This window comes from Cytobacillus sp. ABV4_503 (assembly GCF_056158445.1).
Genome location: NZ_JBSWTH010000001.1, coordinates 3,227,328 through 3,254,068 on the forward strand (window position 1 = coordinate 3,227,328; position 26,741 = coordinate 3,254,068).

The following is a 26,741-nucleotide window of genomic DNA, read 5'->3' on the forward strand; positions in this document are numbered from 1 at the left end:
TCATTTTACACTCTCCCTAATGACTATTTTAAAAGGGCCTTCTCCAACCTTAATATTATTAAGCGTTTTTAAATTTTTTGGATCTAGTATATGTAAATCATTGCTGTCATAACCGGCGACCAAAAGTATATCTTTTGCAAAAGCCATTTCAAAAGGATTTGCTGCAACCGAGACAGAGGCAGCCTCTTCCCCTGATTCATTAATTTTATATAACATATTTGATCCATGGCTTAAGACATAAACATGATTTTCATGTCCAAGAAAATTAATCGGCATATAAGCAGCTGGAATTTGCTTTATCAACTCCCCGGTTTCAGTGTCATACACATGGATATTTTGTTCAATCTCAACTCCTTCTCCATGTCCGCCAATCCAGATTTCACCGCTTTTCTCATTAAGCCAGGCACCGGCTGCTGAAGGATGGATTGTAAATTCCCCGCTTTTTGCTTTTGATTCAAGATCGATAATTCCCAGTTTTTCATGATTGAAGCTTAGGACAAATAACTTATTCTCTTCACCATATTCTAGGAGGGTAAGCGGATCTCTTTCCGTCTCGACCTGTTTTTCCTCTTCTCCATTTAAATTAAAGAACCTAATTTTGTTTAAGTTTTGATCTGCAAAAGCTATTTCATTAGTATCAAGCAGGATGCCATTGACGATACCTTCTCCTGTCTCCCAGCTATCAATCAGTTTTCCCTCCTTTAAGGAGTATTGATCTGCCGTTTCAAGCTGTTTTCCATAAAGTAGAATGGAATCATTGTCCGGGAGAATTAGTGCCCCTGTATAAGGTTTCTCCATGATCCACTCTGCCGCCAGCTCCTTCTTAGCCAAATCCACAAAAGATAAGGTCATATCCTTGATATTCACTGTAGCAGCAAAAGTTATATCTTCAGGAATTGAAGGCTGTCTCTTTTCTGAGCAGGAAGTAAGGAATGCGGTTAATATCAATAATAATAAAAACCAATAATTTTTTTTAAACATACCATTTCTCCTTATGACTATCTTATCTTCATCTTACCTTAATATTGTGAGATAAATGTGAAAGGATCTTGAAACCTATAGAAAACCTGCTGAATTCAAAAAAAAATAGGAAGCTTACCCTTCCTATTTCAAACATTCAAATTCATTGATATGCATTTGGATAAGTGCGTTTTTTGATGTTTCATCCAACTCTGAGTGTGTTATCCTCTTAACCGCCAGGTAAAATTTTTCATAGATCGTCTTACGGACTCTAGGATGTGAATTTTCATCCTTTAGTTCCCTGGAGATCGCTTCTTTCAATATAATTTCAGCATTATGATTCTCTTCGAGTTTCCGGTTATTCCAAAGCTTCCGGTATTCATTCAAAAGCTTTTCATAGTCTGCACTCATTACTGCCACTTCCCTTCCAAAACAGGAAACCATTATATTTCCTTAGATGTATTTTTACATAAATAATTTTATAAATGCAAAAAATATAGCTAATATGCCAGAAAGGAGAATGAGTTAATGAATTCACCTTATCGGTGCCCAAACTGTAAAACCAACAGAAGCCGATTCAATATTATTCAGCAGGTGCCTCAATCCATCAAAATGGATCCCCAGACAGGGAATGTATTGGAAGAGTACAGCAGTGAACAGCTGTCCCCATTCCATATGCCTTATAAAGGCCCTGACAAGAGAGTGCAGTGTGCGGCCTGCGGGCTTGTGGAAGACGAACGCACATTCATCAAATTTGGCGAAAAACAGTAGTTTTGCTAAAACGAATAAAAGCTTGAGATTTTATTCTCAAGCTTTTATTCGTTCACTAACTTATTCTCCTTAAGGAATCTTTTATTGTCCACTTTCCATGGGTCCGCTTGTGAATAGCGAACAAGATAGATGCAGCCTCGAAAATGCACTCTGCCGCGGTTTTTTATAAACCAGTCTGCTTCCACCGGCACTTCCAGGCTCAGCTCGTCTGTCAAATCCTCAGCAGGAAGGACAGGCATCGCACTTAGCCTTGCATTTTCTATGCTGGGCAGGATTTTATTCCAGGCTAAGGGCTGGAGGGAAATGGGCTGTACTATCTTGGCATCCTGCTGTTTTAATCCAGCCATGAATGCACTGATTACTTCATATGGATTTGCATTATAGAGATATTCATCAAGTTTTCCTGCTGCTTTTAATATCATCAGCTTATGTGATAAATCCATGTAATTGGTACGATGTGTGGTACTGCCATAAAAATGAATACAGAAGTGCCCAGGAAAGTTGTTTTTCAGTGCTCCGCCTCCATGGGGCATTCCATGCATAGAAGCGGCAATCCACTGATTTCCATTAATAACAATTATTGCCCTCCTCTTCCAGCTCCATTTTCCCCCATAAATGCTTTTCATCATTTTTGTCTCTTCAGCATTTAATGGCTGAACATCAGCATGATGGCTGCCGGCTCGTCTTTGAACTTTAAACTTCTTGCCTGTTTCAACATCCAGAACAGTAAATTTACTGTATTTAGGCAATATGCCATTCACTTTTTCCCAAGGAATCATATCAATTTGCCAGCTTATCCCCTCTTCCGCTGCAGTAGTATGTGTGCCTCCCGCAGTAAGAAGAACAATAATAATCATGATTGCATGTATTGTTTTCATAAGTTCCACTCATTTTTTATGTTTTTTTCGGTACAGCATTATATATTGAGTTTCCCAAAAACAGGTTTTTTTCATTCATCTGAAGGAATAAAAAAATCGCACAATTTGAGTGCGATTTTTCTAATCTTAATTAATGCCTTCTAAGGTTTTTAACCTTTTTTCAATTTCTTCCCAGTCAAGATTTTCTCCTATAAAAACCATATTCAATGGCATATTTATGTTTTCGTGCATATACAGCGGCATTCCATAAGAAAACTGAAAAAGAAACGGGTACTGTGAGGAATTCAGTTTCAAATATCCTTTTATTCTGTAAACAGTATCAGGGAGGCCTCTTAGAAAGTCCTCAAATTCAGACTGATTGACAGGTTTTTGAAACTTATATACAAAAGTGCTCAAGCGCAGATCAGAAAAAACATGTGACCGGGATGCGGGGCTCTTATTCCCGGAAGACATGCCTCTTACCTCTTTCACAGCGATCTTTGAGTACGATGTTAAGATGCTGAAAGCCTGGCTGTTTAGACCCTGAATTTCCATCGTAAGCCGCGCCTGTTCCGCTTCGGTTAGTTCATCTGCTTTATTTAAAATTATTAAATCCGCATGCCGCACCTGCTCAAGTAAGAGCTGCTGAATCTGCGGGCTTAACTGCTTTCGATTAAGCCATCTGGGACCGTCAACAACTGAAAGAACCCCTTTTACCAGCATGCGATCTGCAAAGAGGGGGGAAAGGATGCTATCCAGAACTTCAATGGGATGAGCAGCGCCTGTTGTTTCAATATAGATCGCTTCCGGTTTATCAACCACCAATAATTCTTGAAGCTGAGCTTCCAGCTTATCTGAGATTGTACAGCATATGCATCCATCAAGCAGCTCCTTTAAAGGTACATCCTCATCGACCACGTCTGAGTCAATTGATACTTTCCCGAGCTCGTTCATCATAACTGCCACTTTCCTGCCTTGCTTTTTTTCATCCTGGAGCAGGTGCTTTAGAAGTGTTGTTTTCCCGCTCCCTAGAAAGCCTGATAATATATATATTTCTGTGTTATTCATATTTTTCCCCTTCTTCACGGTCTGCAAGCATTTCTTCAATCAATATCATCATTTTCTTTTCTATTGAATCAATATCCAGATTTGTTAAATAACCAACGGAATGAAACATTTCCTGTTTGCATTTCCAGATGGGAATATATGCATTTGGAAAAAAATCATCTTCCGTTTCAATTCCCAATTCCAAAATGGACTCATAATCAACTTTAAAAACATCATTATCAGATGCTCTGCGGCCTTTAATGGTTCTGATCAGGTCCACTACCAGATATTCCCCGCCGGCATGAAAGACTGATTTATACTTATTAAGAAGTTTTTCTGCAAGCTTTTCGCATTTTTGTTCTATATCTGAAATTTGATTGCGGGTCTGCTCATTAAGTTCCACTATCTGCTTCAAAGGATCACCTCTTTATAGCTATCCTGTCTAATGACACATTGTATATGATTTTAACAGTCCATACAAACCATAAGACATATTTGCTATAATCTCTAATAAGGATGGTGGAGTTAATGCTCGAAAATACCGGAGAAAGAATCATACCGGAGGAAATGCCGATTACAAATGGAATGCTACTGGAACATTTGGCGCGTTACTATTTTGCCCTTTATTATGCCAGAGGAAGAGTCCTTGATATTGCCTGCGGAACGGGGTACGGCTCAAAAATTATGGCAAAATCCAAGAAAAAAGAAATAAATGAAATTATCGCTGTGGACATGGATGAAGAGACACTGAAATATGCCAGGCAGCACCATTATCATCCTCTTGTACAATATGTAAAAGCCAATGCAGAAGAAGAAACCCTCCCTGAACAATTAGGATTCTTTGATGTAATTACGAGCTTTGAAACGCTTGAACACCTGGCATCAGAAGAAATATTTCTTAACAGCCTTTATAAGATGCTAAAGCCTGGAGGGACTCTCATTTTATCCACTCCATTCGGCGCTGGAAGGGGAAAACCAACGAGAGAGCCTTTCCACTATCACCAGCTGACTGAAGATGAATTCACCGACCTGTTTAAGTCATACGGAGAGACGGAATTTTATTATCAGAGAAGTGTTCTTATTGAACCGAAAAGAGAAGGCAAGCATTATCCCTTTGGGATTGCGGTCTGCAGAAAAAATAAATGAGGAGCCCCACTGGCTCCTCATTTTAATAGCGCTATGGCTCTTATCTGCGCTATTCTTTTTCAGCCTTCAAAAACTGCTTAAGTGCTTCTGAGTTTTCTTCAAAATCCAGCTGGAGAACCGATCCGGCATGCTCATACGTTTTATTTTCAAAACTGTCTGTAATGGGCACTCTCAGCGTTTCAATATCAGTAACAGGGTCCATTAAAAATGATACACCTAAAGCTATTGCTTCCTCAATCTTCAAGTCAGTTTCAACGTATTTCAATGCCTGGCTGATCACTTCCGGAAACCTTGCCAAACCAGCGGGTGAAGAGAATTGATTCATCACTTCATCTTTAAGTTCTATCAAAATTTCCTGCTGCCTGTCCACTCTCCCAAAATCACTTTGTCCATCATGGCGAAATCTCACATACGATAAAAGGTCGCTCCCCTTAAGTTTTTGCTTCCCGGCCTCCAAATCCAAGCCCATATCTTCAATCATTGCAGAACTGACTTCCACTTCAATTCCATCAGGGGCAATGGCATCAAGCATTTTTGTAAATCCCTTAAAATCGATAATTGCAGTATGATCGATTTGGACTCCAAAGTTCTGTTCTATTGTTTCCTTTAATAAATCCTTGCCGCCTATATAATAAGCATGATTCAGTTTACTGTACATATATTCATAATCTGGAATTTTAACATAGCTATCCCTCATTAAAGAGACCAATTTAATCGAATCTCCAGAGGGTACATAACTGGCTAGAAGAATAGCATCAGAACGTGAATCCTCTTCTCCCCTGCTATCAACACCAATCAGCAAAAAGTTTTTCGTACCATTTCCAATAGCTGATGGCTCTTTATCCTCCTTTTCAGTCTCATCAGCTGCAGTATCCCGCCTTACCTCATTGCGATCTTCTTTTTGCTGAAAGGAAGTACAGCCCGACAGGATGGCTGCAGCCAATAAAAAAACAATTATTATATTCTTCAAGCGAATCACTCCTGCGCTGCATATAGTAAAGTTTACTATCATTGTGGGAAAGATGAATGCTTTATATACCCATTTTCTATAACAGGAATACATGTATCCATAGAAAAAAGCTCTCCAAAAAATGGAGAGCTTTTGACTTAAGATTCTATTTGATCTTTCAGCACTTCAGCTGCTTTTTGAATTTGCGTATCATTTTGATCAATTTTTTCACGGAGTTTTTCCATTAGTCTAAGGGTAGACTGCCCTGATAATACTCCATTTTGCTCAAGCTTTTCAGCAGCCTGAAATTCCTTGACAGCCTGTTCTGTTTTTTCATCAAAGAAACCGTCTTCTCTTCCAGGATCATATCCAAGTGCTTTCAGCATTTGCTGAGCACCTTTTACCTGTGCTGAAGAAGCAGAAAGCTTTAATTCAGTGTCAGGATTAATAAATGGCAGTGTAGCATAATCAGGCAAGGCCACTTTGTGGTCTGGTGTTATTCCCTTTTTATGAATCCAATTTCCATCCGGAGTCAGCCATTTTTCAGTTGTGAATTTCATGTTTGATCCATCAGAGAAGTCCTGTGCACGCTGCACTGTGCCTTTTCCAAACGACTTTTCACCGACAAGCGGGACATCTGCAGACTCATGTACTGCCGCGGCCAAAATTTCTGATGCACTTGCGCTTCCTTTATCAATTACAACTACTAAAGGAATATTCGGGTTTTCTTCCTTCGTTGATTTAACTTCTTCCCTGTTTCCATTGCGGTCTTCAATTTGGAATAAAATCTCGCCATCCGGGACAAACAGGCTGGAAATTTTCACTGCCTGATCCAGAAGGCCCCCAGGATTCTGGCGAAGATCAAGGATTAATCCTTTCATGCCCTGCTCCTGCAGCTCATTCAAAGTTTCCACCAGCTCTTTAGAAGTATTTTCCGAAAAGGTAGTAATCTGCACTTTTGCAATACCATCTTCAAGCATTTCCCCATAGACAGTTTCAAGGGGGATGGTATCGCGGGTAATGGAAATATTCATAGGCTCATTCCCGCCAGGGCGCTGAACTGAAAGTTCTACCTTAGTGCCTTTTTCGCCTCTGATCAGCATAACGGCTTCTGTAGAACTCATCCCCTGAAGGCTTTTTCCATCAACGGACAGGACCTTGTCGTTCGGTTTAAGCCCTGCTTTTTCAGCAGGTGAACCTTTTAATGGTGAAACAATTACAATATAGCCTTCCTGTTCCTGGATTTCAGCTCCGATTCCTTCAAATGAGGATGAAATACTCTGATGGAAGCTTTTGGCTTCTTCCTCGTTCATATAGTCTGAGTATGGATCATCCAGCGCTTCAAGCATACCATTAATAGCGCCATTTATAAGGTTATCCTGGTCAACTTCCTGGAAATAGTTTGTTTTAAGGGTATCATAAGCTGTATACAGCTTATCAAATTCCCTTCTTTCGCCTGTTCCAACATCTACTGCTTTTTCATCACCAAAAGCCAGTGCAAAGGTAGTAATCCCAGCTGAAAGGAAAACAATAAAAAACAGCAGCATGACAAAATGAAACTTTTTCATGCGGATAAAACCTGAATGGTTATTATCTGGTGTTTCGGAAGTTCCTTTGTTTAGGTCTTCATTCTGCAAACTCTTCACCACTTTCGTTACCGTAAAATAACTATGTACAATCCTTAATGATTAGAATAACATTTTTATCGAAAAAATAACAAAGAAAAATGCATATGTGTAAAATTTGAAAGAGCGCCAGCGAAATATGCTAAAGCGCTCCTTTTTAAGTTAGGCTACCCCATAGCCTTGATCTTCTATCACCTTTATTAGTTTTTCCTTATCAGCTTTTTTCGGATCATACTCGATTTCTATGTGTTCGTCGTGAAAGGCAATTGCAACGCTTGCCACGCCATCAATGGAGAGAAGGGCATTTTTTACCGCCTCTTCGCAGTGGCTGCAAGTCATGCCCACAACTTTAAGTGAAAATTTTTCCAATGTCTGTGCCTCCTTTTTCCATGTAAAACCTTCGTTTATTAATACCTCATTTAAGGATGTTAATAAACATCGGGTAAACAGCAGACGGCTTGATATATGCCCACTCAGGAATCATACTTCCCCCTCAATATGGACAACAAGAAAATAAAAGATTAATGTTTTGCCAGTACAGACCATATTTTATTATATAGTCTCATATTTAATATCCGCATCCATCCTCCTATCCTTTTCACCAGAATGACCTTAAGCCTACCATCACTTTTTAAGGGGTGAATATTATGATAAGCGCAGTATTATGGCTTAGTTTCGCACTTTCATTGATCAGCCTTATTGCCGGAGTCATGAATCAGTCATGGAAACTTGCATTTTTAAGCTTCCTTCTTCTGCTTCCCTTAGGCTATTATTTATCAGGTGCAGAAAACACTCTCCGTTTCCTGTCAGCACTTCCCGCTGTTCCCCTCATATTAGCTGTTATATTCTATTTTCAATCAGGGAAAAGCAGTCTCAAGCAAAAAGAAAAATAAAAGAGGCCATTATGGCCTCTTAGATTTTTTTAACAATATCGAAGTATTCTTCCAACGTCCATTTCTTTTCATAAATGACTTTTGCAGCCTCTGTACCCACATATCGGAAATGCCAAGGCTCAAATTTATAACCTGTGATGGCTTCTTTTCCTTTTGGATAGCGGAGAATAAAACCGTAGCGATGTGCATTTTCAGCAAGCCACTTTCCTTCCTTTGTTTCCCCGAATTCTTCTGAAAGCTCAAGGTTTGCACTTCTGCTTGAGATATCCATTGAAAGGCCTGTCTGATGCTCACTGCTGCCTGGAATGGCAACAGCCAGAACTGCTTTTTCTTTTCCTACTCTGTTTACCTCTGCATCAAAAACCTGTGATTGCCGTGTAAATGAACGATAACCGGAAACTGCAAACAATTCAACACCTTCATTTAACGCTCCGGTAAATAACTTTTCCAAAGCAAGTGCAGCGTCCTGCCGCATATAGCTTTTTTCCAAATCTAATTTCCCATAAGAAAATGCAACTTCAGGGATGATTAACTTGGAAGGTTCATAGCCATCCGGAAGGCTGAATTGTTTATTCACAAGGGCCATTACATTTTCAGGATTCTGAATTATATTTCTGCCATTGACAACTTTAACATCATTAAAATATGTTGCTTCCAATGAAAGAGGATCATCTTTAATTTCTTCTTTGTCCACATTGCCCGCTTTCTCAGCACTGTTTTCTTGCTCTTTTGAGGTTTCATCTTCTTGAGGAGGCTCCTCTAGACTTTTTTCTCCCCCCAGGAATGGAATTTTTTCAATAAGCGGCTGGACCTTATCTAAATATGGATCAAGCTGGCTGCAGCCTGTAAGCATGAGACTAAGTATCCCTGCCATAATTATGGTTTTCTTCATTCAATTTCACCTGACTTTTTTGTATAGCTACAGCGCCTCCCCCCCCCCCGAGGTGCAGGGGTGCAAGGCGCTTCCGCTTTTCTTTTTCTTTGCAACATTACTATTTTAACACTTCATGTCAACTAGTCCATAATTGTGTGAAAAACAGGACAAACGGCACAAATTGCTTTTTGCGTATTTTTAAATTTTTTTAATTTTTGACATCAAAAAAAAAAAATAAAACTGGCTCTTAATGAACCAGTTTCCATATCCTTTTCCTTTATTCCTGAACAGCAGCCTCAAGTGCAACTTCAATCATTTCATTGAAGGTAGTTTGTCTTTCTTCAGAAGATGTTTCCTCACCTGTGAGGATGTGGTCGCTGACTGTTAAGACAGAAAGCGCCTTACGGCCAAACTTCGCTGCAAGTGTATATAGCGCAGCCGTTTCCATCTCAATCGCCAAAATCTGATATTGTGCCCATTTTTCGTGGTCAGCATTGTCATTATAGAACATATCAGCTGTGAATACATTTCCGACTTTAAGGTTTAATCCTTTTTCGACACCTGCATCATAAGCTTTTTTCAAAAGATCGAAGTTAGCTGTCGGCGCAAAGTCCACTCCTCCGAAAGTAAGCCTGTTCATTTGGGAATCGGTAGAAGAGCTCATTGCCAGAATTACATCCCTTACTTTCACATCTTTTTGAATCGCACCGCATGTGCCTACTCGAATTAAGTTTTGAACATTGTAGCTCTGCATCAGTTCATTAATATAGATGGAAATGGATGGCACTCCCATGCCTGTACCCTGAACTGATATGCGTTTCCCTTTATATGTTCCAGTATAGCCAAACATGTTGCGGACTTCATTGTAGCATTCTGCATTTTCCAAAAATGTTTCTGCAATATATTTTGCACGAAGAGGGTCTCCAGGAAGCAGGACCGTATCCGCAATTTCGTTTTCTTTAGCACCGATATGTATGCTCATAATCAAAACCTCCAAATTATTTCTGAAGCCTCTGTAAATGCTTCCAAGTCAAACTATACCATATGTGCCATCACTTAGAAACAAATTACATAAGGCATGTTTTTTCTCTGTACGGGAAAGCTATTTTTAGCTTTTCCAAAGGAGGTTGTAATCATGCCGAAAAAAGGAATGAGCAAAAAACTAAGGCAGGCCGTACAGCATGCTAATGAGACAAATCCATCTTCCAGGGCTAATACCGAGCCCAATACATCCAAAACGGTTAAAACAATAAGCAATCGATAAGCGGAGGGATTAGGATGGGCAAGAAGCATCGCAACCGTATAAATTCACCAAAGAAAAATAATCATATTCCTGCTGAAGCAATTATTGCAGAGCAAGAAGCACACGGCAAAGAATACACTGCCAATAAACGCAAAAACGGCCCGGGTTCCAACATTGAATAAAATTTTTATAAAAAGAAGCAGGAGAGCTATAGTGCCCTCCTGCTTTTTCATTTAACGTATATGTATTCGATTAACTTCTTCCCAGCCGCCCGGCTTTAGCTGATAATAAAATTGCCCTCTCCTGCCTTCATCAATATAGAGTATATCCCCTGTGGAAATAAATCGGCCATCAAAATCCCCAGGGATCCGGTCATGCACATTAAACTTCCTAAAAACTGAATCCAGACATTCCACATGGGTTAAAGCTTCTACATTTAGGCGATATACTTGCTGAAAGCCTTTTTTGTCCCTAAATTTAGGTGTTTGAAAGATCGTCACATCAAATTCTTTTCTTTTGATTCTTGTTAATTCCTTCAGCATATGGCATCCCCCTCTTATTCCATGCATCCGCTTGGCTGATTTACCTATTAATTGAATTGATCTGTCAGCTGCTTTGACGAATAAGGTCTTCAAAAGCATTTTTATGGCATTTTTTTATTTGCGGCCAAAATTTCTAATAACAATTTTTTATTACTGTTTAATTAGCCATTTTTCTTGTCGTTTCCTCCATCAAAAAAATACTACTTTTGTCGATTCACGGCTTTTTTCACAAAGAAAACGCTTTCAAAAGTATCCAGCCTGCATATTATGTATAAAAGTCTTTTCGGGAGGTGATGAAAATTGTTGGTATCCAAAAAGCCTGTTTTATATTCAATCCTTATCGGATTGGCAATAATGACTATTTCTTATTTTTTTCAGCCTCTCATGCCTTTTCAGTCTATCGCACACAGAGGCGCATCTGCACTTGCACCGGAAAACACGCTTGCATCATTTGAAAAAGCTATTGAATTGGGCTTTGACTATATCGAGTTAGATGTAAGGCTGAGCAAGGATAAACAGCTTGTCGTTATCCATGACGCTAATGTTTTGCGCACTACCGACGGAGAGGGACTGATTGAGGATTTGACGGTCAGGGATATAAAAAAGCTGGATGCAGGATCCTGGTTTTCTCCTGCATTTGCCGGTGAAAAAATCCCATTATTAAATGAAGTATTAAAAAAAGTCAGCGGAAAAACAGGAATCATAATTGAAATGAAATCACCTGAAAATCAGCCTGGCATGACAGAGATTCTGGCAGACATGCTAAATTCTTATAAACCAGACAATCACATAAAAGTCCAATCTTTCCACATTAATGAGATGAAAAAATTCCACCAGCTTGCACCCGAAATTCCTGCTGGCCTGCTGCTGAGCAAGCACCTGGATTTGTTTCATTTGGCATCCTACCGCGATTTTGCCTCTTTCCTATCTGTTCACCATCTCTTACTTTCCAAATCCTTCATTAATCAAGCTGAGTTATTCGATTATGAGATATACTCGTGGACCATCAGCAAGCAATACCAGTTTGCAGACATGCAGCGGCTCGGTGTTCATGGAATTATTTCCGATGATGAGAAGAAAATTCCCGACTCAATCATGTACGTGCTAATCACCCCATTTTTAAAAGGACAGGATTTTCTAAAAACACTTCTGGCATAACTATATGCATTCCACAGCCGCAGTCTGAGCATAAAAAACGATGGGCTTCACCCATCGTTTTCATTAGCATTTATTTAGGCATATTTTGCAATGACAGACTGAAGCTTTTGCTGCATATAAGGAATATCTGCATTTGTAACAGTGAAACGGACAAAGGTTTCATCCATTTCCAGTGCTTCTGCCAGGAATCCGCCCAGCCCTCTCGCTTTGCGGTCTACTTGTATCATGATCTCTGTCTCTCCATTTGACTGCGGAAAAAATACTACTTCCAGTTCATCCAGCTTTCCTCTGAAAGGACCGGAGACTGGAACAAATTCAAACTCTTGTATAAACGGCAGCCTCCTGCGGAGGCGGTGCGGAGCCTGTTCGCATTCTGCTTCCCGCAAACGGAATCCCATACTCGAAACAGCGTTCAATACAGAATCCATTAGCGGGTTTGCCACGACTCGAATATAATCCTTATCGGCAGGATCCACTGCGTTTTTTATATCCAGCCCAGTCGCCACCCAAATTTTTGTTTTCCCAAAAGACAAAGGCGTGTCAGCTGGAAGATTAAAAGTAAAAGGAATTTGCTTTCGTTCATTCGCAGCCAGGGTGAAGGCTTGAGAGAGCCTGAAACGGTCAATCAAACCCGAGACTGTATATTTTTTATCACCTGATTCTTTAATGTAAGTAGTATTCAATGAAAGATAAATATCATCGATTTTCTGTTCGGTGCTTCCCCCTGTGATCTCTACAACACCATTGAGGGCTTCACCTGGGGCTGCTGAATCCTTTTCAAGTTTCGTATCTACTTTTGCCGACCCAATTCCCACACTTGCCAGGACCTTATTAAAAAATGACATATGCTTCTCTCCCTAGTTCTTTTTTTATTTTATTTCTTTCCCAATTGAAGATTTACCTTCCAGCCGGCCAACTTTTTTAACCATCTACGGCGGTCTTTACTATATAACACAAAGCACTTGCTTCATTTAGATGTACGTGTTCATAACAAGAAAAGTTTCATTTTTTATATGTGCTGCTACATATTTTTTTATTTGCTGAAATTGCTTTACCATTTTTCAGCGTTTTCTTTTAAAGATGTATCAGAATATGTATGTGCATGATGTTCCTGCTGCTCCGCAAAAAAATGACGAGCACCTTTCCTCGTCATTTTTCTATATTAGTCATCTTCAATTTCTTCATCAATGATGCACTTTTGCAGCAGGTATTCAAATGTGATATCTGCAAGTTCATCCAATTCTCCTTCAGTAGGCACATAACCTCTTTTTGCCAGCTCATGAAAGAAAAACTCAGCAATTTCTTCCGTATCTATTACGACCTCTATTTCCTTCACAGCAACGCCCCCTTTGTACAAAATGTATGAAGCACTGAATGGATTCATGCAAAACAACTTTCAGAAAAGTTATATTCTTTATTTTGTTTTACAGTGCATTTTTCTTCAATTAGGACATACAAATAGGATAAGCAGCTAATATCGATCCATTTTATTCAGTAATTGAGGAGGCAGTGACATGTCAAGTATATCCAGACTGGCCCTAGTCATTAAAGAAGATGTCAATCGTGAAGAAAGCTCCATTATAAATCTTTATAGCAATCTATTAAATGCTTTATTTAAGCTGGTCATATGGTTTGGCATCCCTTTTTTGCTGTATCTCCTAATCACTTGGCTCTAAGAAGCTTAGACCTCTGAGCTGCTTTTGCTTTTTACACAGTGCTCTTATCATCATTATTGGCAATATGCTTCAGTTTTCTGAGTATTACCCGCATGATATGCTTATACTCATCATCCTGAAACATTTCATAAAGAATACGATAATCATTATATATATCAAGCAAACCATCAATCAGCACTTTTCTTTCTTTTATGCCTTCAAGCAATTCCTTTTCTGCCTTGCGGAATGAATGAGCGGATTCCTTTAATTCAGGCAGCTTTTCTTTTTTATTTATCATATAAAGGAGTCCCAGCTTCTGGATAAAGGCATCTGCACTTTCAGCATCCGCAACGAGTGTCAGCTCTTCCTCTCCTGCCTCCAGCCATTCCCCGTCATTAATTCTCGAAAGCTCATAAATAACATCTTCCCATGCGTCTTCTTTGTATCTCCAAATTTCCGTCCTGAAGCCTACTATTTTGAAAAGATCCGAACCATACCCCTTGACTTGGACAAGGTCGCCAAAAAAGTATTTATATTCGATGTCAATATGCTCCTTTTCCATAATCTCACCTTCATACTCAGACAGCATTTGAAGGCTGGATTCCATATATAGACCTTCGCTTTTATTGACTTCATAGACGTACATATCATCAAGCCATTTCACATCTGTTACTTTTCCGACTGTACCATAAATAGTGATCACGACTGTATCACCGATTTTGTACTTTGGTTTCTTCTTTTTGCTCATTTCCTCCATCCTCTCAATGACTGAGTCGTGAGTATTGAATACAATAGTATATGCACTTTTTATGAAAATCGTCCGTACGTTCATCACAATCAAGCAAAAAGCGCAGACGTCCCATTATAAATAAAAGCTCTTCTCTCATAGATTGTTGTTTTAATTCAGCCCGTTGCTTTCCGCTGCGGGCACGTGCTTTCCGTGGAGAGGGACATTGAATATGCTTCCTCGAATGTGCACCGCACGAAGGAAATGAGTCAGCATTTTCGAGGATCAAGTGCCCTCCTTCCAATCAACTCAGTAAATTAAACTAAGATATTAAAAAGCAACCAACTTTACAAAATCAGCCTAAATAAAAAACACTCCAGAGTCGGAGTGTTTCCATGAATTCATTTAGCTTTCAGAAAGAATATACAATTCCCAGACTTCATCAAAGACAGACATGCTCTCAGGATAACTTCCGTTCATTTCAAGGTAAGAGCTGATCTCATCATAATCATAGGCTGTTTTCGGAAAGCTGTGATCCTCATAAGCATCATTGGCAAAACGGCTGATGTGATCCTTCGGTGCAGGGTGCCTGTACTTCATTAAAAAGTGATAGAAAGTTTTGGACATACTAACGCCTTCCTTTTTTCTGTCGTTCATTAATTTATTTTCTACTATAATTGAAATGTGCTCAGTTCGTCTACTAATTCATAAGAAAAGCGGAAGGCGCCCGCTTATAAAGGAACGCAGACTAAAAGCGCCACGTCCTGTGGCAACGTCTGCATGACCCGCATCCTGCGGGCCTCAAGCATAAGACGAGCCGGCTGAAAGGTTGTTCTTTAACCTTTTGGCCGGCTTGGCTTATGACCTCGAGCCGATGGCCCCTGGAGCTAGACAGTTATCTAACTTTAAATTTATACATTCTTATCTTTTAGAAAAAGCAGCCCGTATATCTTTTCGGGCTGCCCTTATCACTTACTTATCATAGGAAGAGAAATCGAAATAATTTCGCTTCAGCAGCCTCGGCAGCTCCATCAGCTTTTCGAAACTAATCTCTTTTCCAATTTTTTTCACATCAATCAAAAATAGTTGGTCCTCAATCTCCTTAACAAGATCATCGGTCTGGTAAACCATATCACAATCCCTGCAGGAAATGGAAGGTGTCTCATTGATTTGGATAGCCCTTGTTCCATCAGGCAGCTCCCAATAAACAGTTTCCCTGCTCTCATTAATATTTTGGCTTTCACACCATGCACATTTAATTTGCATTCCTAGCCTCCTATTCCTTTGCTGCTGCCGTCTCGGCATCCGTTTGAGCTGCTGGATTCTGCTTCGTCTGCTGGGCATTGAATTTCTTTTCCTTTAGTTCATCCCGTTTGTCACGTTTATCCTTCAATGAACTATGGGAAGGATCGCTTTCATATTTTTCACGGCGGTCAAGTCTTGCAAGCCCTTCAGGTACAAGATTAAACTGCTGATCATTCATCAGTGCGGCTATTCCGACATTGGACCGTTTTTCATCCATTTCCGGGTAAACTTCTTTAAAATACCCTTCAGCACGGCCAGGAACATAGTTTTCCGGCTCCGGATAAGTTGTAATGACTCCTTCAAAATTACGAAGGACCACTTTATCGGCACTTTGTGATATTACGTAATTTGGCTGCAAGGAGATTTTTCCTCCTCCCCCAGGCGCGTCCACAACAAAAGTTGGAACCGCATATCCCGAAGTATGTCCTCTTAATCCTTCAATGATCTCAAGCCCTTTTGAAACTGGCGCACGGAAATGGCCAATCCCTTCAGATAAATCACATTGATAAATGTAATAAGGCCGGACCCGGATTTTAACAAGGTCATGCATTAGTTTCTTCATAATTGGAACGCTGTCGTTTATGCCCGCCAAAATAACAGATTGGTTGCCAACTGGAACACCTGCATTTGCCAGCATCTCACATGCTCTCTTGGAATCTTCGGTGATTTCAATAGAAGTATTAAAATGTGTATTCAGCCATACCGGATGATACTTCTTCAGGATATTGCATAAATTCTCGGTAATCCGCTGAGGAAATACAACAGGTGCCCTCGTGCCGATTCTGATGATTTCAACATGATCGATTTCCCTTAAATTCTTCAGAATGTATTCAAGGATATTGTCATTGATTAAAAGGCCATCCCCGCCAGATATGAGAACATCTCTAACCTGAGGGGCACTCCTGATATAACTGATCGCTGCATCAAGCTGTTTTTTCGGCACTCCCATGCCAATTTGACCGGAAAATCTCCTCCTTGTACAATAGCGGCAATACATGGAGCATTGATTTGTCACCAGAAATAAGACACGGTCAGGATAACGGTGCGTCAGGCCAGGGACAGGAGAATCTTCATCTTCATGCAAAGGATCTTCAAGGTCATATTTTGTTTTATATATTTCTTTTGAAATTGGTACCGATTGCATTCTGATCGGGCATCGCGGATCATCCGGATTCATTAGGGATGCATAATAAGGTGTAATGTTCAGCGGAATCGTTTTAGTCGAGATCCTTACCCCTTCTTCCTCATCCGGAGTGAGGTTTATGACTTTCTTCAGATCATCAACGGTGCGAATCGTATTTGTCAGCTGCCAAAGCCAATCATTCCATTGTTCATCTGTGACATCCTTCCACAGTTCAATGTCTTTCCAGTAACGATCCGGATTATATAAAAAGTTCTTCAATTAAATTCCCCCTATATGGATTTCTTTAAAATATACACTGCAAGAATCATGCCAATCCTGAAGCTTTCGTATTATCATATGAAAATACTGCCGGAGAGGCGATAGTTAGCAGCTGAGGGGATATTTTTATTAAACTATTGTCTTTGAAACAAAAAAAAATGCCGATTATTCGGCACTTTCATAATTGCTGCAGGCAAGGCTCCTTTTATTTATTTCAATATTATACTTTGCCAGTTTATATTGCAGCGTTTGACGCGGAACCTCCAATAGCTTTGCGGCTCTTTTAATATTTCCATTTGTCTCTATAAGAGCTTTTTCAATTAATGCTTTCTCCTGTTCTTCCATACTCGCCTTTAATGGCTGAACCTTTAGTGAACCATCCTGTTTATCCTTTTGCAGCTGCTGCTTCATTATCACAGGCAAATCCTCAGCCTTAAGGAAATCATCCTCACAGACATTCATCATATATTCAATTGTATGCTTTAATTCCCTGACATTTCCGGGCCAATGATATTGTCTGAAAAAGGCAAGCACATCATCCCCGATTCCGGAAAGGTTTTTGTTTAAAACCTGATTAAATCCCCTAATAAAATAATGTGCAAGAAATTCAATATCTTCTTTTCGATCCCTTAGAGGAAGGAGCCCGAAAGTGAGAACATTTAAGCGGTAAAATAAGTCTGTTCTGATTTGGTTTTTCTCCAGTGCTTCCACTGGATGGATGTTCATGGCTGCAATCACTCTCACATCTACATGAGAGCTCTTCGGGCTACCCACTCTTCTGACAATCCCATCCTCCAGCACTCTAAGCAGTTTTGCCTGAAGCTCAAATGGCATGGCATGAATTTCATCAAGGAAGAGTGTTCCCCCATCCGCTAATTCAAATAGGCCCGGCCTGTCTACAGCTCCTGTATAGCTTCCTTTAGCCGTCCCGAAAAGAATGCTTTCAAGCAAGGGTTCCGGTATAGCTGCACAGTTCTGGGCAATAAATGGCCCGGCAGCTCTTGAGGAAGCATGGTGGAGTCCCTGAACAAAGAGCTCCTTCCCGCATCCGCTTTCGCCAAACACCAGAATGGAGGAATTAGACTTGGCCAGTTTGGCCCCTTCTTTTTTAATTTTTTGCATTTCCTGATTTATAGTGAGAAGGCTATCCAGTGTGTACTGAACATTATCTGCAGCAGTCTTTTTTTTGACAGGCTGTTTTATTTTTTTTCGCAAATCCAGCAGGCTTTCAGAAAGAAGCTTCAACCTGGAATAGTCCTTAGCAATCTCAACAGCTCCCGCTACTTTCCCATCTACAGCAATAGGGAGAGTTGTATTAATGGTTTCTATTTGTGCGCCATGAAGGTTCACATAGGATTGCGTTTGATTATAGATCGGTTTTTTTGTTTTCATTACTTTTAATAAGGTGCTTGTCTCTTTATCCAATGAAGGAAAGACTTTCAGAACAGGTTTTCCGATAACCTCAGAAACCTCCAGACCATCGTGTCTTGCAGCAATTTCATTATAAAAAATGGTATTTCCATTCAAATCTACGACATGAATCCCTTCATCAATGCCCTTTAATATGGCTGCCAGAACTTCTTTTGAAATGCTTTGAATTTCAGTCATCAATATTCCCTCCCATATATATGTATATGACAGGGTGCCGGAAATTTGTCAGGATGGTGCCGAAATACTGGCACTATTTTATGTGTCTCCAATAATCCGCTGCAGCCAAATTCTTTACCCAGACATTCATATTTTCAAGTTTATCGAAAATATAACAATTGTTAAGCAGCCGGCCCCGATAGGAATAGCCCAGCTGATGCAGAACGGCATTCATTCCGAACGACAGCGCTCTGGCAATGGAGTAGGCACAGAATACACCCTGCGATTTTAAATCCTTTTCCAATTTTTCAAGGAGTATTTTCATTAAACCATGTTTACGGTGGGACGGAAGTGTCGCACAATCTGTCAGTTCTGCGTTTTTATAAAAAAGATTGACCTCCGCTGAGGCTGCACTCACAAGGTCATCATTATTCCGGAATGCGTAGTAGATGGTACCTTCCTGGATGGTCTTTTTAATATATGCGGGATCATGGAGAGGTGTTGGATAAATTTGAAATACTTCACGGTAGAGTGCAGCAAGTTTTTCTGCATCTTGCTCCGTTATTTTCAGGAGCTGATATTCGGAAGGAGGCATAATGACATCCGGGTTTCTTTCAATGGCTACTACACTTGTAATGATGCGGTCTTCAGAAATCCAATGTGGATTGATTCTTCTTTCATCTGAGAAATATTTACAGAAAAAGTATTGATTAGAGCCCCGGAAATACCCGTCAATAACAGCCTCGCATTGAAAACCCATTGCAAGAAGATCCGAATAATTTTCCACTCTTCCTCTAAAAATTAATTTCTCACACTGCTGTTCTTTTGCGGTTCTCTCTGCTTCATGAACGGCATCTTCCAATTTCCCTGCATAATCGTCTACTCTTAAGCGTTTATTGAATGGATCAAGGTATAATTCGGCAAGAAAGTTTTCAGTTTTTATTTTTTTTACAGAAGCTGTATTATGCATCGCTTGGACCCCCTTCAATTAAAAAACTGCCCAGCCAAACGGCCAGGCATTTATAGATTTATTAAGAAATTCTGGCCAATACTGCCTTTTTTCCGGCCGAATTAGCGGTTTTACCGGCCAATTCGATTAAAATACCGCCCAAACCCAGGCATTTACCGGCCGAAGAATAATTCCTGTCCTTCATCTTAGTCAATCTTAAAGCTGATCAGCTTCATCTCTGTCATTTCTTCAACAGCATATTTTATGCCTTCACGTCCCATTCCGCTCATTTTTACTCCACCATATGGCATATGGTCTACACGGAAGGTTGGGAAATCGTTAACCATCACACCGCCAACATGAAGCTCTTTTGCTGCTTTGAAGGCTTTGTTCACATCATTGGTGAATACACCAGCCTGCAGGCCATAATCTGAATCATTCACAAGTGCCAGCGCCTCTTCAAAGCTGCTGAATGAATTAATATGAACAACAGGTGCAAATGCTTCCTCACATGAAATCTTTTCTGATTGGTCAACGTTCAGCAGGACGGTTGGGTGCAATGTATTATTTTCCGCCTTACCGCCAAGAGCAAGTTCTGCTCCGCTCTTAACGGCACTCTCGATCCAGCTTTGCGCGCGGTCGGTGTCACTCCTGGAGATCATCGCAGATAAATCTGTTTCCTCATTAAGCGGATCGCCGATTTTTAGCTTTTTGGCTTCCTCAACGAAGCGTTCTGCAAATGTCTGGTACAGGGATTCATGCACATAGATGCGCTGAACGGAAATACAAACCTGCCCCTGGAAGGCAAATGCCCCTGCTGCAATTCGCGCGACAATTTTCTCGACGTCTGCATTCTCATCCACTACAACTGCCGAATTGGAACCCAATTCAAGTGTTACTCTCTTTAAGCCTGCATTTTCGCGGATCTGCTTTCCTACTGCAGGGCTCCCTGTAAAAGTAATCATCGATATGCGGTCGTCTGCAACAAGTACATCGCCGACCGTTCCGCCGCTTCCTGTTATTACATTCAGAGCTCCCTCAGGAAGGCCGGCTCTGTGAAAAATATCTGCTATTTTATATGCCGACATTGGCGTTTGGGATGCAGGCTTTAATACAACCGTGTTTCCGGCAGCAATTGCAGGACCCACTTTATGGGCAACCAGGTTCATAGGAAAATTGAATGGAGTGATTGCGCCGATAATTCCAAGCGGCTCCTTTACTGTATAGGCTACCCTGCCTTCGCCTCCAGGAGCAGCATCCATGGGGATTGTCTCTCCATAAAGCTTGCGCGCTTCCTGGGCAGCGAAGGTATATGTCATGATGGTGCGGTCCACTTCTCCTCTTGCAGCCTTTAAAGGTTTAGATGCTTCACGCGCAATGATCATTGCGCACTCTTCTTTTTCTTCCTTCATGATGGCAACAGCATTTTCCAGTATTTCTGCCCTTTTATGGGCAGGCATTTCAGCCATTATTTTTCTGGCCTGATCTGCTGCATCAATCGCTGACTCCACATCGGAAGGAGAAGCCATGGCAACTTCTGCAATAACCTCCCCGCTGTACGGGCTTTTCAATGCTTTGTAGTTCTCAGTTTCCTTGAACCTTCCGCTGATCCATAAATGTTGTTTCATTGATATTCCTCCTTAAGTGCAGCATTCACCTATTACTTCTTCTAGTACGGAAAATCCTTCATTGAGCTGTTCATCGGTTGTAATAAGCGGAGTGAGCAGACGAATGATATTGCCAAAGAGGCCTGCGCTCATAACAATGAGGCCGCGCTTGTGTGCTTTTGACAGGATCTCCTGAACAATTTCCTTATTCGGTTCCTTTGTATCCTGATCCTTAACAAATTCAACGGCACACATTGCCCCTAAAGACCGAACTTCACCCACTTGCTTATATTTTAAAGGAAGATCTGAAAATTTTTCAGTAAAAAGGCTTCCGATTTCATTTGCCCTTTCTAATAATCCTTCTTCCTCAATTGTTCGAATCACTTCTAATGCGGCTGCACATCCGAGCGGACTGCCACCATAAGTTCCGCCAATTTCACCGATATTCGGTGAATCCATTATGTCAGCCCTTCCAGTTACAGCACTGATCGGCAATCCGGCAGCGATTGATTTTGACATCGTAATTAGATCCGGCACAATATCATAATGCTCCATAGCAAACATTTTGCCTGTCCTGCCAAATCCCGTTTGTACCTCATCAGCGATAAAGAGGATTCCATGATTTTCACAAAGCTGTTTTACACCTTTTACAAAACGTGAAGACGGCATAACGAAACCGCCCTCACCCTGTACAGGCTCCATAATGACAGCAGCAATCTCTTCAGGTGGCACCTCACTGAGAAAAAAAGTTTCGAATCTCTTAATTAAGGCAAGATCATATTCTTTATCCTTCAGACCCTCGCTGCGGTAATAATAAGGATATGGCCATTTATATGTTTCAGGTGCAAATGGCCCGAATTCATATTTATATGGTTTAACCTTGCTCGTTAAACTCATGGACATATACGTACGGCCATGAAAACCCCGTTCAAATGATATGATCCCTTTTCGGCCGGTATATTTCCTTGCTATCTTAACGGCATTTTCCACTGCCTCTGCGCCGGTGCTTAAAAAGAATGTTTTTTTGCTGTGTTTTCCGGGTGTAATGCTGTTGAGTTTTTCTGCCAGCTTAATATAGGGCTCATACATCATGACATGGAAGCATGGATGAAGATATTGGTCAATTTGGGCATGCAGGGCTGCTACAACCCTTGGCGGGCAGTGGCCAACATTTAGAGTACCGATTGCCCCGGCAAAATCAAGAAAAGTATTTCCGTCTATATCTGTCAGAAGTGCTCCTGCCCCCTTATCCGCAAATGTCTGCATCGTGTTAAATGGTCCCTTTGGCACATTCTCCTCTTTTTTAGCCAATAATTCCTTTGCTCTCGGTCCGGGTATCTCCGTCCTTATTTTAATTGATCCCATCATCATTTCCCCTCTCACTGATTAGTGCCGCACCATTCCAGTATGGCCAGAGCAATGATTTCAGCAGCTTCAAAGACTTCCTGCAAGGAAATATACTCGTTAACATCATGGGCAGCTTCAGTCACTCCGGGGCCAAAGATAACCACTGGCGTATTCCCAACTTTGGAAAGTATGCCTCCATCCGTGCCCCAGGGTGATGCTTCAACAGCCGGCTGCATGCCTTTTACTTCTTCAAAAGACTTCGATAATACGGTCATTATAGGGTGTTCCTGTTCCAAATCACCTGGCAGCCAGCGTCCGCCGAACCATTCAACTTGAGGAGGGTTCTTTTTTAGCCACTCATCATTTTGTGCTGCATCCCTCAGGCACTGTTCCAGCTCTTTTTCTGCAGATTTCATTTCTTCATCTGGCGCCACCCCCATCCTTCCCTCTAAGGTGGCAATATCCGGCACTGAAGATGGCCATTCCCCGCTATTTATTTTTCCGATATTAATAGGGATCGGAATAGGAATCTTGGAATATAGCGGATCCTCAATTCTAAGGTTTCTTAATTTTTCCAGCTCTTGAAGCTTAGTCATCACTATCATGGCTTTTTCGATTGCATTGATCCCTTCATATCTGGTTCCTCCATGAGCAGAACGCCCTTTGACTGTTATCCGAAACCACATTGAACCCTGCTGTTTTGGGAAAAGCTTCATATTTGTCGGTTCAGGAATGATTGCCCCGTCGGCTGAATATCCCCGGAGGACAGCAGCCAAAGTTCCCGCCCCGCCGCTTTCTTCTTCTATCACACTTTGGAATATCACATCCCCTTTAAGCTTGATTCCAACCGTTATGATGGCTTCCATTGCAAGCAGGAGCGAGACAGTTCCCCCTTTCATATCCGTAGATCCCCGGCCAAAAAGTTTTCCATCTTCGATTCTTCCGCTAAATGGATCATGGTCCCAATCGTTTCGGTCTCCCTCTGGAACAACATCAATATGGCCATTCAGTATAAGGGACCTTCCCCCGCCTGTTCCTTTCAAAGTAGCCACCACATTGGGATTACCGGAAAAATCCTTTCTATCTGAACAAAAGGCAGGATGTTTGGTCAATTGCTCCTTGCCAATTTCCCAAATATCAAGGGTTAGTCCAAGTTTGCGGCATTTTTCAATGATGACAGCCTGTGCACTGCTTTCTTTCCCACGTATGCTTCCTTCCTGGACAAGCTGCTGAAGAAGTCTTGTTCCCCTTTGCCTATTATCTTTCAGCCACTGTTTAATCTTTGCATGTGCATTCATATTCTCACTCCTTTTTTGAGACCACAGCCAAACATAGAATAATATCTATCAATTAATCACTCTCACATCCCCAGCCATTGTAAAACCGCAGCCGGTATTCTCCCTTACTGCATGAATCGAATGCGGTGCAAATAATTCAGTCAGTATCAGTCCATGATTCTTTATTTGAAAGACAGCCATCTCCGTAATAATCATGTCTACACAGCGGGCAGATGTAAGCGGCAGACTGCACTCCTTCACAATTTTTGAATTTCCGTTTTTGTCTGTCTGGTTCATAAGGACAATTACTTTTTTGGCTTTTTGGGCAAGCTCCATTGCCCCGCCCATACCAGGAACTTTTTTACCAGGTACAATCCAGTTGGCCAGATCTCCCTTTTCACTCACCTGCAGGGAGCCAAGGATCGTCATATCAACTCTTCCTCTGCGTATCATCCCAAAAGCAATAGTACTGTCACAATACGAAGCACCTTTTACAGCGGAAACGGGAAAACCGCCAGCATTACAGAGATTTGCATCTTCCTTCCCTTTCTCCGGACTTGGCCCCATACCCGTAATGCCATTTTCCGCATGAAACATTACTTTTGTCCCATCTGGCAAATGATTAGGAACAAGCGAAGGGATTCCAATGCCGAGATTTACAATCATCCCGTCCTTTATTTCTTCAGCAGCACGTTTTGCAATGCGATCTCTGATTTCTACTCCCATGCCCATTTCCAATTAACTCCTTTCGAAGGGACAATATAATCCACAAAAACCCCTGGTGTTATAATTTCATCAGGATCGAGGCTGCCAAGAGGGACTATTTCCTCCACTTCTGCAATGGTCATATCTCCTGCCATAGCAACAATCGGGTTTGTATTTCTCGCACTTTTGTCATAAATTAAGTTTCCGTAAGGATCAGCTTTCTTTGCAAAGACAATTGATATTTCAGCTGTTAGAGCCGATTCGATGAGATATTTTTTCCCACTCAAATTACATGTTTGCTTATTGCTGGTTACAATGTCATTATCAAGGCCAATATCGGAAAGAATGGCAGGGATGCCGACTCCCCCTGCACGGATCCTTTCCGCCAATATCCCCTGTGGTGAAAATTCCACTTCCATTTTCCCATCTGTCATTAATTGGCCGGCTACGGGATTTGAGCCGATATGGGAAGCAATCATTTTTTTTGCCCTTCCCTGGCTGACCACTTTCCCGATGCCAATATGGGGAAACCCTGAATCATTGCCAATAAGCGTTAAGTCTTTGAATCCATTTTCCAAAATGCCGTCAATAAGGGCAGGAGGGGTGCCAATTCCGCCGAATCCTCCAAACATAATGATCATGCCATCCCGAAAATGCTTCATTGCCTCATCAATTTCAATGATTTTGTTAAAAGTGTTTTCCATATTTATTCAGCCTCTTCCTCAGCAAAGATCAAGTGATTTTCTGTGAAAATCTGTAAAGTACTTTCAAACCTTTTCACCAGATCATCTATTTCCCTTTTGGTAATGGTAAGCGGCGGTGCAATCAGTACAGCATCTCCATCGGTGCCGGTTTTGCCTGCCCCCGCAGGGTAAATAAGCAGTCCCTGCTCCTGAGCTTCCTGTATTAATCTCTGTGTCAGATTAAACCTTCTTGAAAACGGCTCTCTTGACAGCTGCTCCTTTACAAATTCAAGTCCGATCATCAGTCCTTTTCCTCTTACATCACCAATGAAAGAAAATTTGGATTGCAGTTTTGTCAACTTATTTTTCAAATACACACCTTTGCTTTCCACTTCAGGGATGATGTTATTTTTCTCAATATACTCAAGTACTGCGAGAGAAACTGCGCAGGACTGAGGATTGGCACTCAAGGTATGGCCGCTCATAATGCTCTTTGACCCTGCCAATATAGGCTTCATAACTTCATCGCTTACAAGGGCAGCCGCAATCGGTGCATAGCCGGCTCCCATTCCTTTACCAAGGGCGACAATATCAGGTTTCACATTCCATTGCTCGCAGGCAAGCATTGTCCCCGTTCTCCCAAAACCAGTCATAACCTCATCAGCAATAAATAAAATGTCATACCGGTCACAAATTTCTTTTATTATCCGGTAGTAATCCTTTGGAGGGGTAATAGCTCCCCCTGCAGCCCCAATGACCGGCTCTGCAATAAATGCAGCAATATTCTCTTGCCCTATCCGTTTAATGATGGTTTCAAGTTCATGTGCACAAAGATAACCGCATTCAGGCGCTTCTAAATTGTAGGGACACCTATAGCAATAGGGCGGATGAATGACAGGAAAATCTTCGAGCAGGGGTACGAAGCGCGCCCTTCTGCCGGTATGACCTGACATGGATAAAGCACCAAGGGTTATGCCATGATAGCTCATCCACCTTGAAAGCACCTTTGTTTTTGTCTGAATGCCTTTTTCCTGCCAGTATTGAATCGCTATTTTCATAGCTGTTTCAGTGGCCTCAGACCCGCTGTTCACAAAAAAGCTCCAATTCAAGTCACCAATCGCTGCCTCTGCTATTTTATGAGCAAGCTTTTCAGCTGCCCCGCTGGTAAATTGCGAACGATACACAAAAGAGACTTTCTTAGCCTGTTCATGCATTGCCTCAATGATTTCCTCAATACCATGGCCAATATTGGCCGTTATCGCACCAGACGATGCATCCAAATATTCCTTTCCGGCAGTATCATATAAGTAAACTCCCTTGCCATAATCAATTATCGGGTACTGCGCATCAAGCATCGGCTTAATTAAATTCGACCGGTTCATCATAGTACTCCCTCCACCTATAATTGCGAAAAATGCCGGCGGCTAATCAG

General features: G+C 41.3%; 32 protein-coding genes. 7 read left to right on the plus strand and 25 right to left on the minus strand.

What is annotated here, in order from left to right; translation table 11 throughout:
* Both ACXAD1_RS16145 and ACXAD1_RS16150 read right to left on the minus strand, forming a co-directional pair.
* A complete protein-coding gene (locus tag ACXAD1_RS16145) occupies positions 1 to 981 on the minus strand; it encodes a YncE family protein (protein ID WP_206837866.1) in 981 nt (326 codons plus the stop codon).
* Positions 982 to 1,104: 123 nt separating this feature from the next.
* The gene (locus ACXAD1_RS16150) at positions 1,105 to 1,371 is read right to left on the minus strand and encodes a hypothetical protein (protein ID WP_206837868.1); all 267 of its coding nucleotides are present in this window, start codon (positions 1,369 to 1,371) and stop codon (positions 1,105 to 1,107) included.
* Between the two features lie 117 nt (positions 1,372 to 1,488).
* Here ACXAD1_RS16150 and ACXAD1_RS16155 point away from each other — a divergent pair, with 117 nt between their 5' ends.
* Positions 1,489 to 1,731, plus strand: a complete 243-nt coding sequence (locus ACXAD1_RS16155; RefSeq protein ID WP_009332565.1) for a hypothetical protein — start codon at positions 1,489 to 1,491, stop codon at positions 1,729 to 1,731.
* A gap of 44 nt (positions 1,732 to 1,775) precedes the next feature.
* Here ACXAD1_RS16155 and ACXAD1_RS16160 read toward each other — a convergent pair whose 3' ends face one another.
* The 3 genes from ACXAD1_RS16160 to ACXAD1_RS16170 form a co-directional block, all read right to left on the minus strand.
* Positions 1,776 to 2,609, minus strand: coding sequence for a hypothetical protein (locus ACXAD1_RS16160; RefSeq protein WP_474910585.1), 834 nt, complete (start codon positions 2,607 to 2,609; stop codon positions 1,776 to 1,778).
* Positions 2,610 to 2,735: 126 nt separating this feature from the next.
* Positions 2,736 to 3,656, minus strand: a complete 921-nt coding sequence (locus tag ACXAD1_RS16165) for a CobW family GTP-binding protein (protein WP_370222216.1) — start codon at positions 3,654 to 3,656, stop codon at positions 2,736 to 2,738.
* Entirely contained in the window at positions 3,649 to 4,050 is a 402-nt protein-coding gene (locus ACXAD1_RS16170; protein WP_206837876.1) for a hypothetical protein, read from the minus strand. Before ACXAD1_RS16170 ends, ACXAD1_RS16165 begins: the two co-directional genes overlap by 8 nt.
* 113 nt (positions 4,051 to 4,163) lie before the next feature.
* On the opposite strand from ACXAD1_RS16170, the gene ACXAD1_RS16175 reads away from it, so the two are divergent.
* The gene (locus ACXAD1_RS16175; protein ID WP_370222215.1) at positions 4,164 to 4,781 is read left to right on the plus strand and encodes a class I SAM-dependent methyltransferase; all 618 of its coding nucleotides are present in this window, start codon (positions 4,164 to 4,166) and stop codon (positions 4,779 to 4,781) included.
* A 49-nt stretch (positions 4,782 to 4,830) separates the two neighbouring features.
* On the opposite strand, the gene ACXAD1_RS16180 is transcribed toward ACXAD1_RS16175, so the two are convergent.
* The 3 genes from ACXAD1_RS16180 to ACXAD1_RS16190 all read right to left on the minus strand — a co-directional run bounded on the left by ACXAD1_RS16180 (position 4,831) and on the right by ACXAD1_RS16190 (position 7,724).
* Positions 4,831 to 5,760, minus strand: a complete 930-nt coding sequence (locus ACXAD1_RS16180) for an LCP family protein (RefSeq protein WP_414635264.1) — start codon at positions 5,758 to 5,760, stop codon at positions 4,831 to 4,833.
* 128 nt (positions 5,761 to 5,888) lie between these two features.
* Entirely contained in the window at positions 5,889 to 7,367 is a 1,479-nt protein-coding gene (locus ACXAD1_RS16185) for a lmo1851 family serine protease (protein WP_474910586.1), read from the minus strand.
* A 150-nt stretch (positions 7,368 to 7,517) separates the two neighbouring features.
* On the minus strand, positions 7,518 to 7,724 hold the full coding sequence (locus tag ACXAD1_RS16190) for a heavy-metal-associated domain-containing protein (RefSeq protein ID WP_206837886.1): 207 nt from the start codon (positions 7,722 to 7,724) through the stop codon (positions 7,518 to 7,520).
* A 278-nt stretch (positions 7,725 to 8,002) separates the two neighbouring features.
* Here ACXAD1_RS16190 and ACXAD1_RS16195 point away from each other — a divergent pair, with 278 nt between their 5' ends.
* Positions 8,003 to 8,248, plus strand: coding sequence for a hypothetical protein (locus ACXAD1_RS16195; protein ID WP_206837888.1), 246 nt, complete (start codon positions 8,003 to 8,005; stop codon positions 8,246 to 8,248).
* Between the two features lie 19 nt (positions 8,249 to 8,267).
* Here ACXAD1_RS16195 and ACXAD1_RS16200 read toward each other — a convergent pair whose 3' ends face one another.
* Positions 8,268 to 9,140, minus strand: a complete 873-nt coding sequence (locus tag ACXAD1_RS16200; protein WP_206837890.1) for a M15 family metallopeptidase — start codon at positions 9,138 to 9,140, stop codon at positions 8,268 to 8,270.
* Between the two features lie 259 nt (positions 9,141 to 9,399).
* Positions 9,400 to 10,104, minus strand: coding sequence for a purine-nucleoside phosphorylase (gene deoD, locus ACXAD1_RS16205; RefSeq protein ID WP_206837893.1), 705 nt, complete (start codon positions 10,102 to 10,104; stop codon positions 9,400 to 9,402).
* Positions 10,105 to 10,257: 153 nt separating this feature from the next.
* On the opposite strand from deoD, the gene ACXAD1_RS16210 reads away from it, so the two are divergent.
* The gene (locus tag ACXAD1_RS16210; RefSeq protein WP_280516070.1) at positions 10,258 to 10,386 is read left to right on the plus strand and encodes a hypothetical protein; all 129 of its coding nucleotides are present in this window, start codon (positions 10,258 to 10,260) and stop codon (positions 10,384 to 10,386) included.
* Positions 10,387 to 10,400: 14 nt separating this feature from the next.
* On the plus strand, positions 10,401 to 10,547 hold the full coding sequence (locus ACXAD1_RS16215; RefSeq protein WP_206837895.1) for a hypothetical protein: 147 nt from the start codon (positions 10,401 to 10,403) through the stop codon (positions 10,545 to 10,547).
* 51 nt (positions 10,548 to 10,598) lie between these two features.
* On the opposite strand, the gene ACXAD1_RS16220 is transcribed toward ACXAD1_RS16215, so the two are convergent.
* Positions 10,599 to 10,907 carry a YodL domain-containing protein gene (locus tag ACXAD1_RS16220; protein WP_206837896.1) on the minus strand — a complete coding sequence of 103 codons (309 nt, stop codon included), beginning with the start codon at positions 10,905 to 10,907 and terminating at the stop codon, positions 10,599 to 10,601.
* Between the two features lie 300 nt (positions 10,908 to 11,207).
* On the opposite strand from ACXAD1_RS16220, the gene ACXAD1_RS16225 reads away from it, so the two are divergent.
* On the plus strand, positions 11,208 to 12,065 hold the full coding sequence (locus ACXAD1_RS16225; protein WP_244671118.1) for a glycerophosphodiester phosphodiesterase: 858 nt from the start codon (positions 11,208 to 11,210) through the stop codon (positions 12,063 to 12,065).
* 74 nt (positions 12,066 to 12,139) lie between these two features.
* On the opposite strand, the gene ACXAD1_RS16230 is transcribed toward ACXAD1_RS16225, so the two are convergent.
* Positions 12,140 to 12,910, minus strand: a complete 771-nt coding sequence (locus ACXAD1_RS16230; protein WP_474910587.1) for a sporulation protein — start codon at positions 12,908 to 12,910, stop codon at positions 12,140 to 12,142.
* 317 nt (positions 12,911 to 13,227) lie between these two features.
* Positions 13,228 to 13,401 carry a YozD family protein gene (locus ACXAD1_RS16235; RefSeq protein ID WP_009332582.1) on the minus strand — a complete coding sequence of 58 codons (174 nt, stop codon included), beginning with the start codon at positions 13,399 to 13,401 and terminating at the stop codon, positions 13,228 to 13,230.
* A gap of 178 nt (positions 13,402 to 13,579) precedes the next feature.
* Between ACXAD1_RS16235 and ACXAD1_RS16240 the strand changes: the two genes are divergently transcribed.
* Positions 13,580 to 13,741 (plus strand): hypothetical protein, encoded by a 162-nt coding sequence (locus ACXAD1_RS16240; RefSeq protein ID WP_474910588.1) that lies wholly within the window; start codon positions 13,580 to 13,582, stop codon positions 13,739 to 13,741.
* A 31-nt stretch (positions 13,742 to 13,772) separates the two neighbouring features.
* Here the strand turns inward: ACXAD1_RS16240 and ACXAD1_RS16245 are convergent, their stop codons facing one another.
* The 12 genes from ACXAD1_RS16245 to ACXAD1_RS16300 all read right to left on the minus strand — a co-directional run bounded on the left by ACXAD1_RS16245 (position 13,773) and on the right by ACXAD1_RS16300 (position 26,691).
* Positions 13,773 to 14,468: a hypothetical protein gene (locus tag ACXAD1_RS16245; protein WP_206837904.1), complete on the minus strand. Its 696-nt coding sequence runs from the start codon at positions 14,466 to 14,468 to the stop codon at positions 13,773 to 13,775.
* Between the two features lie 384 nt (positions 14,469 to 14,852).
* Complete coding sequence (locus ACXAD1_RS16250) at positions 14,853 to 15,074, minus strand: YozE family protein (RefSeq protein ID WP_206837907.1); 222 nt, start codon at positions 15,072 to 15,074, stop codon at positions 14,853 to 14,855.
* Positions 15,075 to 15,419: 345 nt separating this feature from the next.
* On the minus strand, positions 15,420 to 15,713 hold the full coding sequence (locus tag ACXAD1_RS16255) for a YokU family protein (protein ID WP_206837910.1): 294 nt from the start codon (positions 15,711 to 15,713) through the stop codon (positions 15,420 to 15,422).
* A 10-nt stretch (positions 15,714 to 15,723) separates the two neighbouring features.
* Positions 15,724 to 17,154: a lysine 2,3-aminomutase gene (kamA, locus tag ACXAD1_RS16260; protein WP_474910589.1), complete on the minus strand. Its 1,431-nt coding sequence runs from the start codon at positions 17,152 to 17,154 to the stop codon at positions 15,724 to 15,726.
* A 165-nt stretch (positions 17,155 to 17,319) separates the two neighbouring features.
* Entirely contained in the window at positions 17,320 to 18,762 is a 1,443-nt protein-coding gene (locus tag ACXAD1_RS16265; RefSeq protein WP_474910590.1) for a sigma-54 interaction domain-containing protein, read from the minus strand.
* 73 nt (positions 18,763 to 18,835) lie between these two features.
* A complete protein-coding gene (gene ablB / locus ACXAD1_RS16270) occupies positions 18,836 to 19,711 on the minus strand; it encodes a putative beta-lysine N-acetyltransferase (RefSeq protein ID WP_206837917.1) in 876 nt (291 codons plus the stop codon).
* A gap of 185 nt (positions 19,712 to 19,896) precedes the next feature.
* Entirely contained in the window at positions 19,897 to 21,318 is a 1,422-nt protein-coding gene (locus tag ACXAD1_RS16275) for an aldehyde dehydrogenase family protein (protein WP_206837920.1), read from the minus strand.
* Between the two features lie 12 nt (positions 21,319 to 21,330).
* On the minus strand, positions 21,331 to 22,665 hold the full coding sequence (gene gabT / locus ACXAD1_RS16280) for a 4-aminobutyrate--2-oxoglutarate transaminase (protein WP_474910591.1): 1,335 nt from the start codon (positions 22,663 to 22,665) through the stop codon (positions 21,331 to 21,333).
* Between the two features lie 11 nt (positions 22,666 to 22,676).
* Positions 22,677 to 23,942, minus strand: coding sequence for a peptidase (locus tag ACXAD1_RS16285; protein WP_206837923.1), 1,266 nt, complete (start codon positions 23,940 to 23,942; stop codon positions 22,677 to 22,679).
* 48 nt (positions 23,943 to 23,990) lie between these two features.
* A complete protein-coding gene (locus tag ACXAD1_RS16290; protein WP_474910592.1) occupies positions 23,991 to 24,653 on the minus strand; it encodes a 3-oxoacid CoA-transferase subunit B in 663 nt (220 codons plus the stop codon).
* The gene (locus ACXAD1_RS16295) at positions 24,638 to 25,330 is read right to left on the minus strand and encodes a CoA transferase subunit A (RefSeq protein ID WP_206837928.1); all 693 of its coding nucleotides are present in this window, start codon (positions 25,328 to 25,330) and stop codon (positions 24,638 to 24,640) included. The genes ACXAD1_RS16290 and ACXAD1_RS16295 overlap by 16 nt, the downstream gene beginning before the upstream one ends.
* Before the next feature lie 2 nt (positions 25,331 to 25,332).
* Positions 25,333 to 26,691 (minus strand): aspartate aminotransferase family protein, encoded by a 1,359-nt coding sequence (locus ACXAD1_RS16300; protein ID WP_474911322.1) that lies wholly within the window; start codon positions 26,689 to 26,691, stop codon positions 25,333 to 25,335.
* Positions 26,692 to 26,741 lie beyond the last annotated feature (50 nt).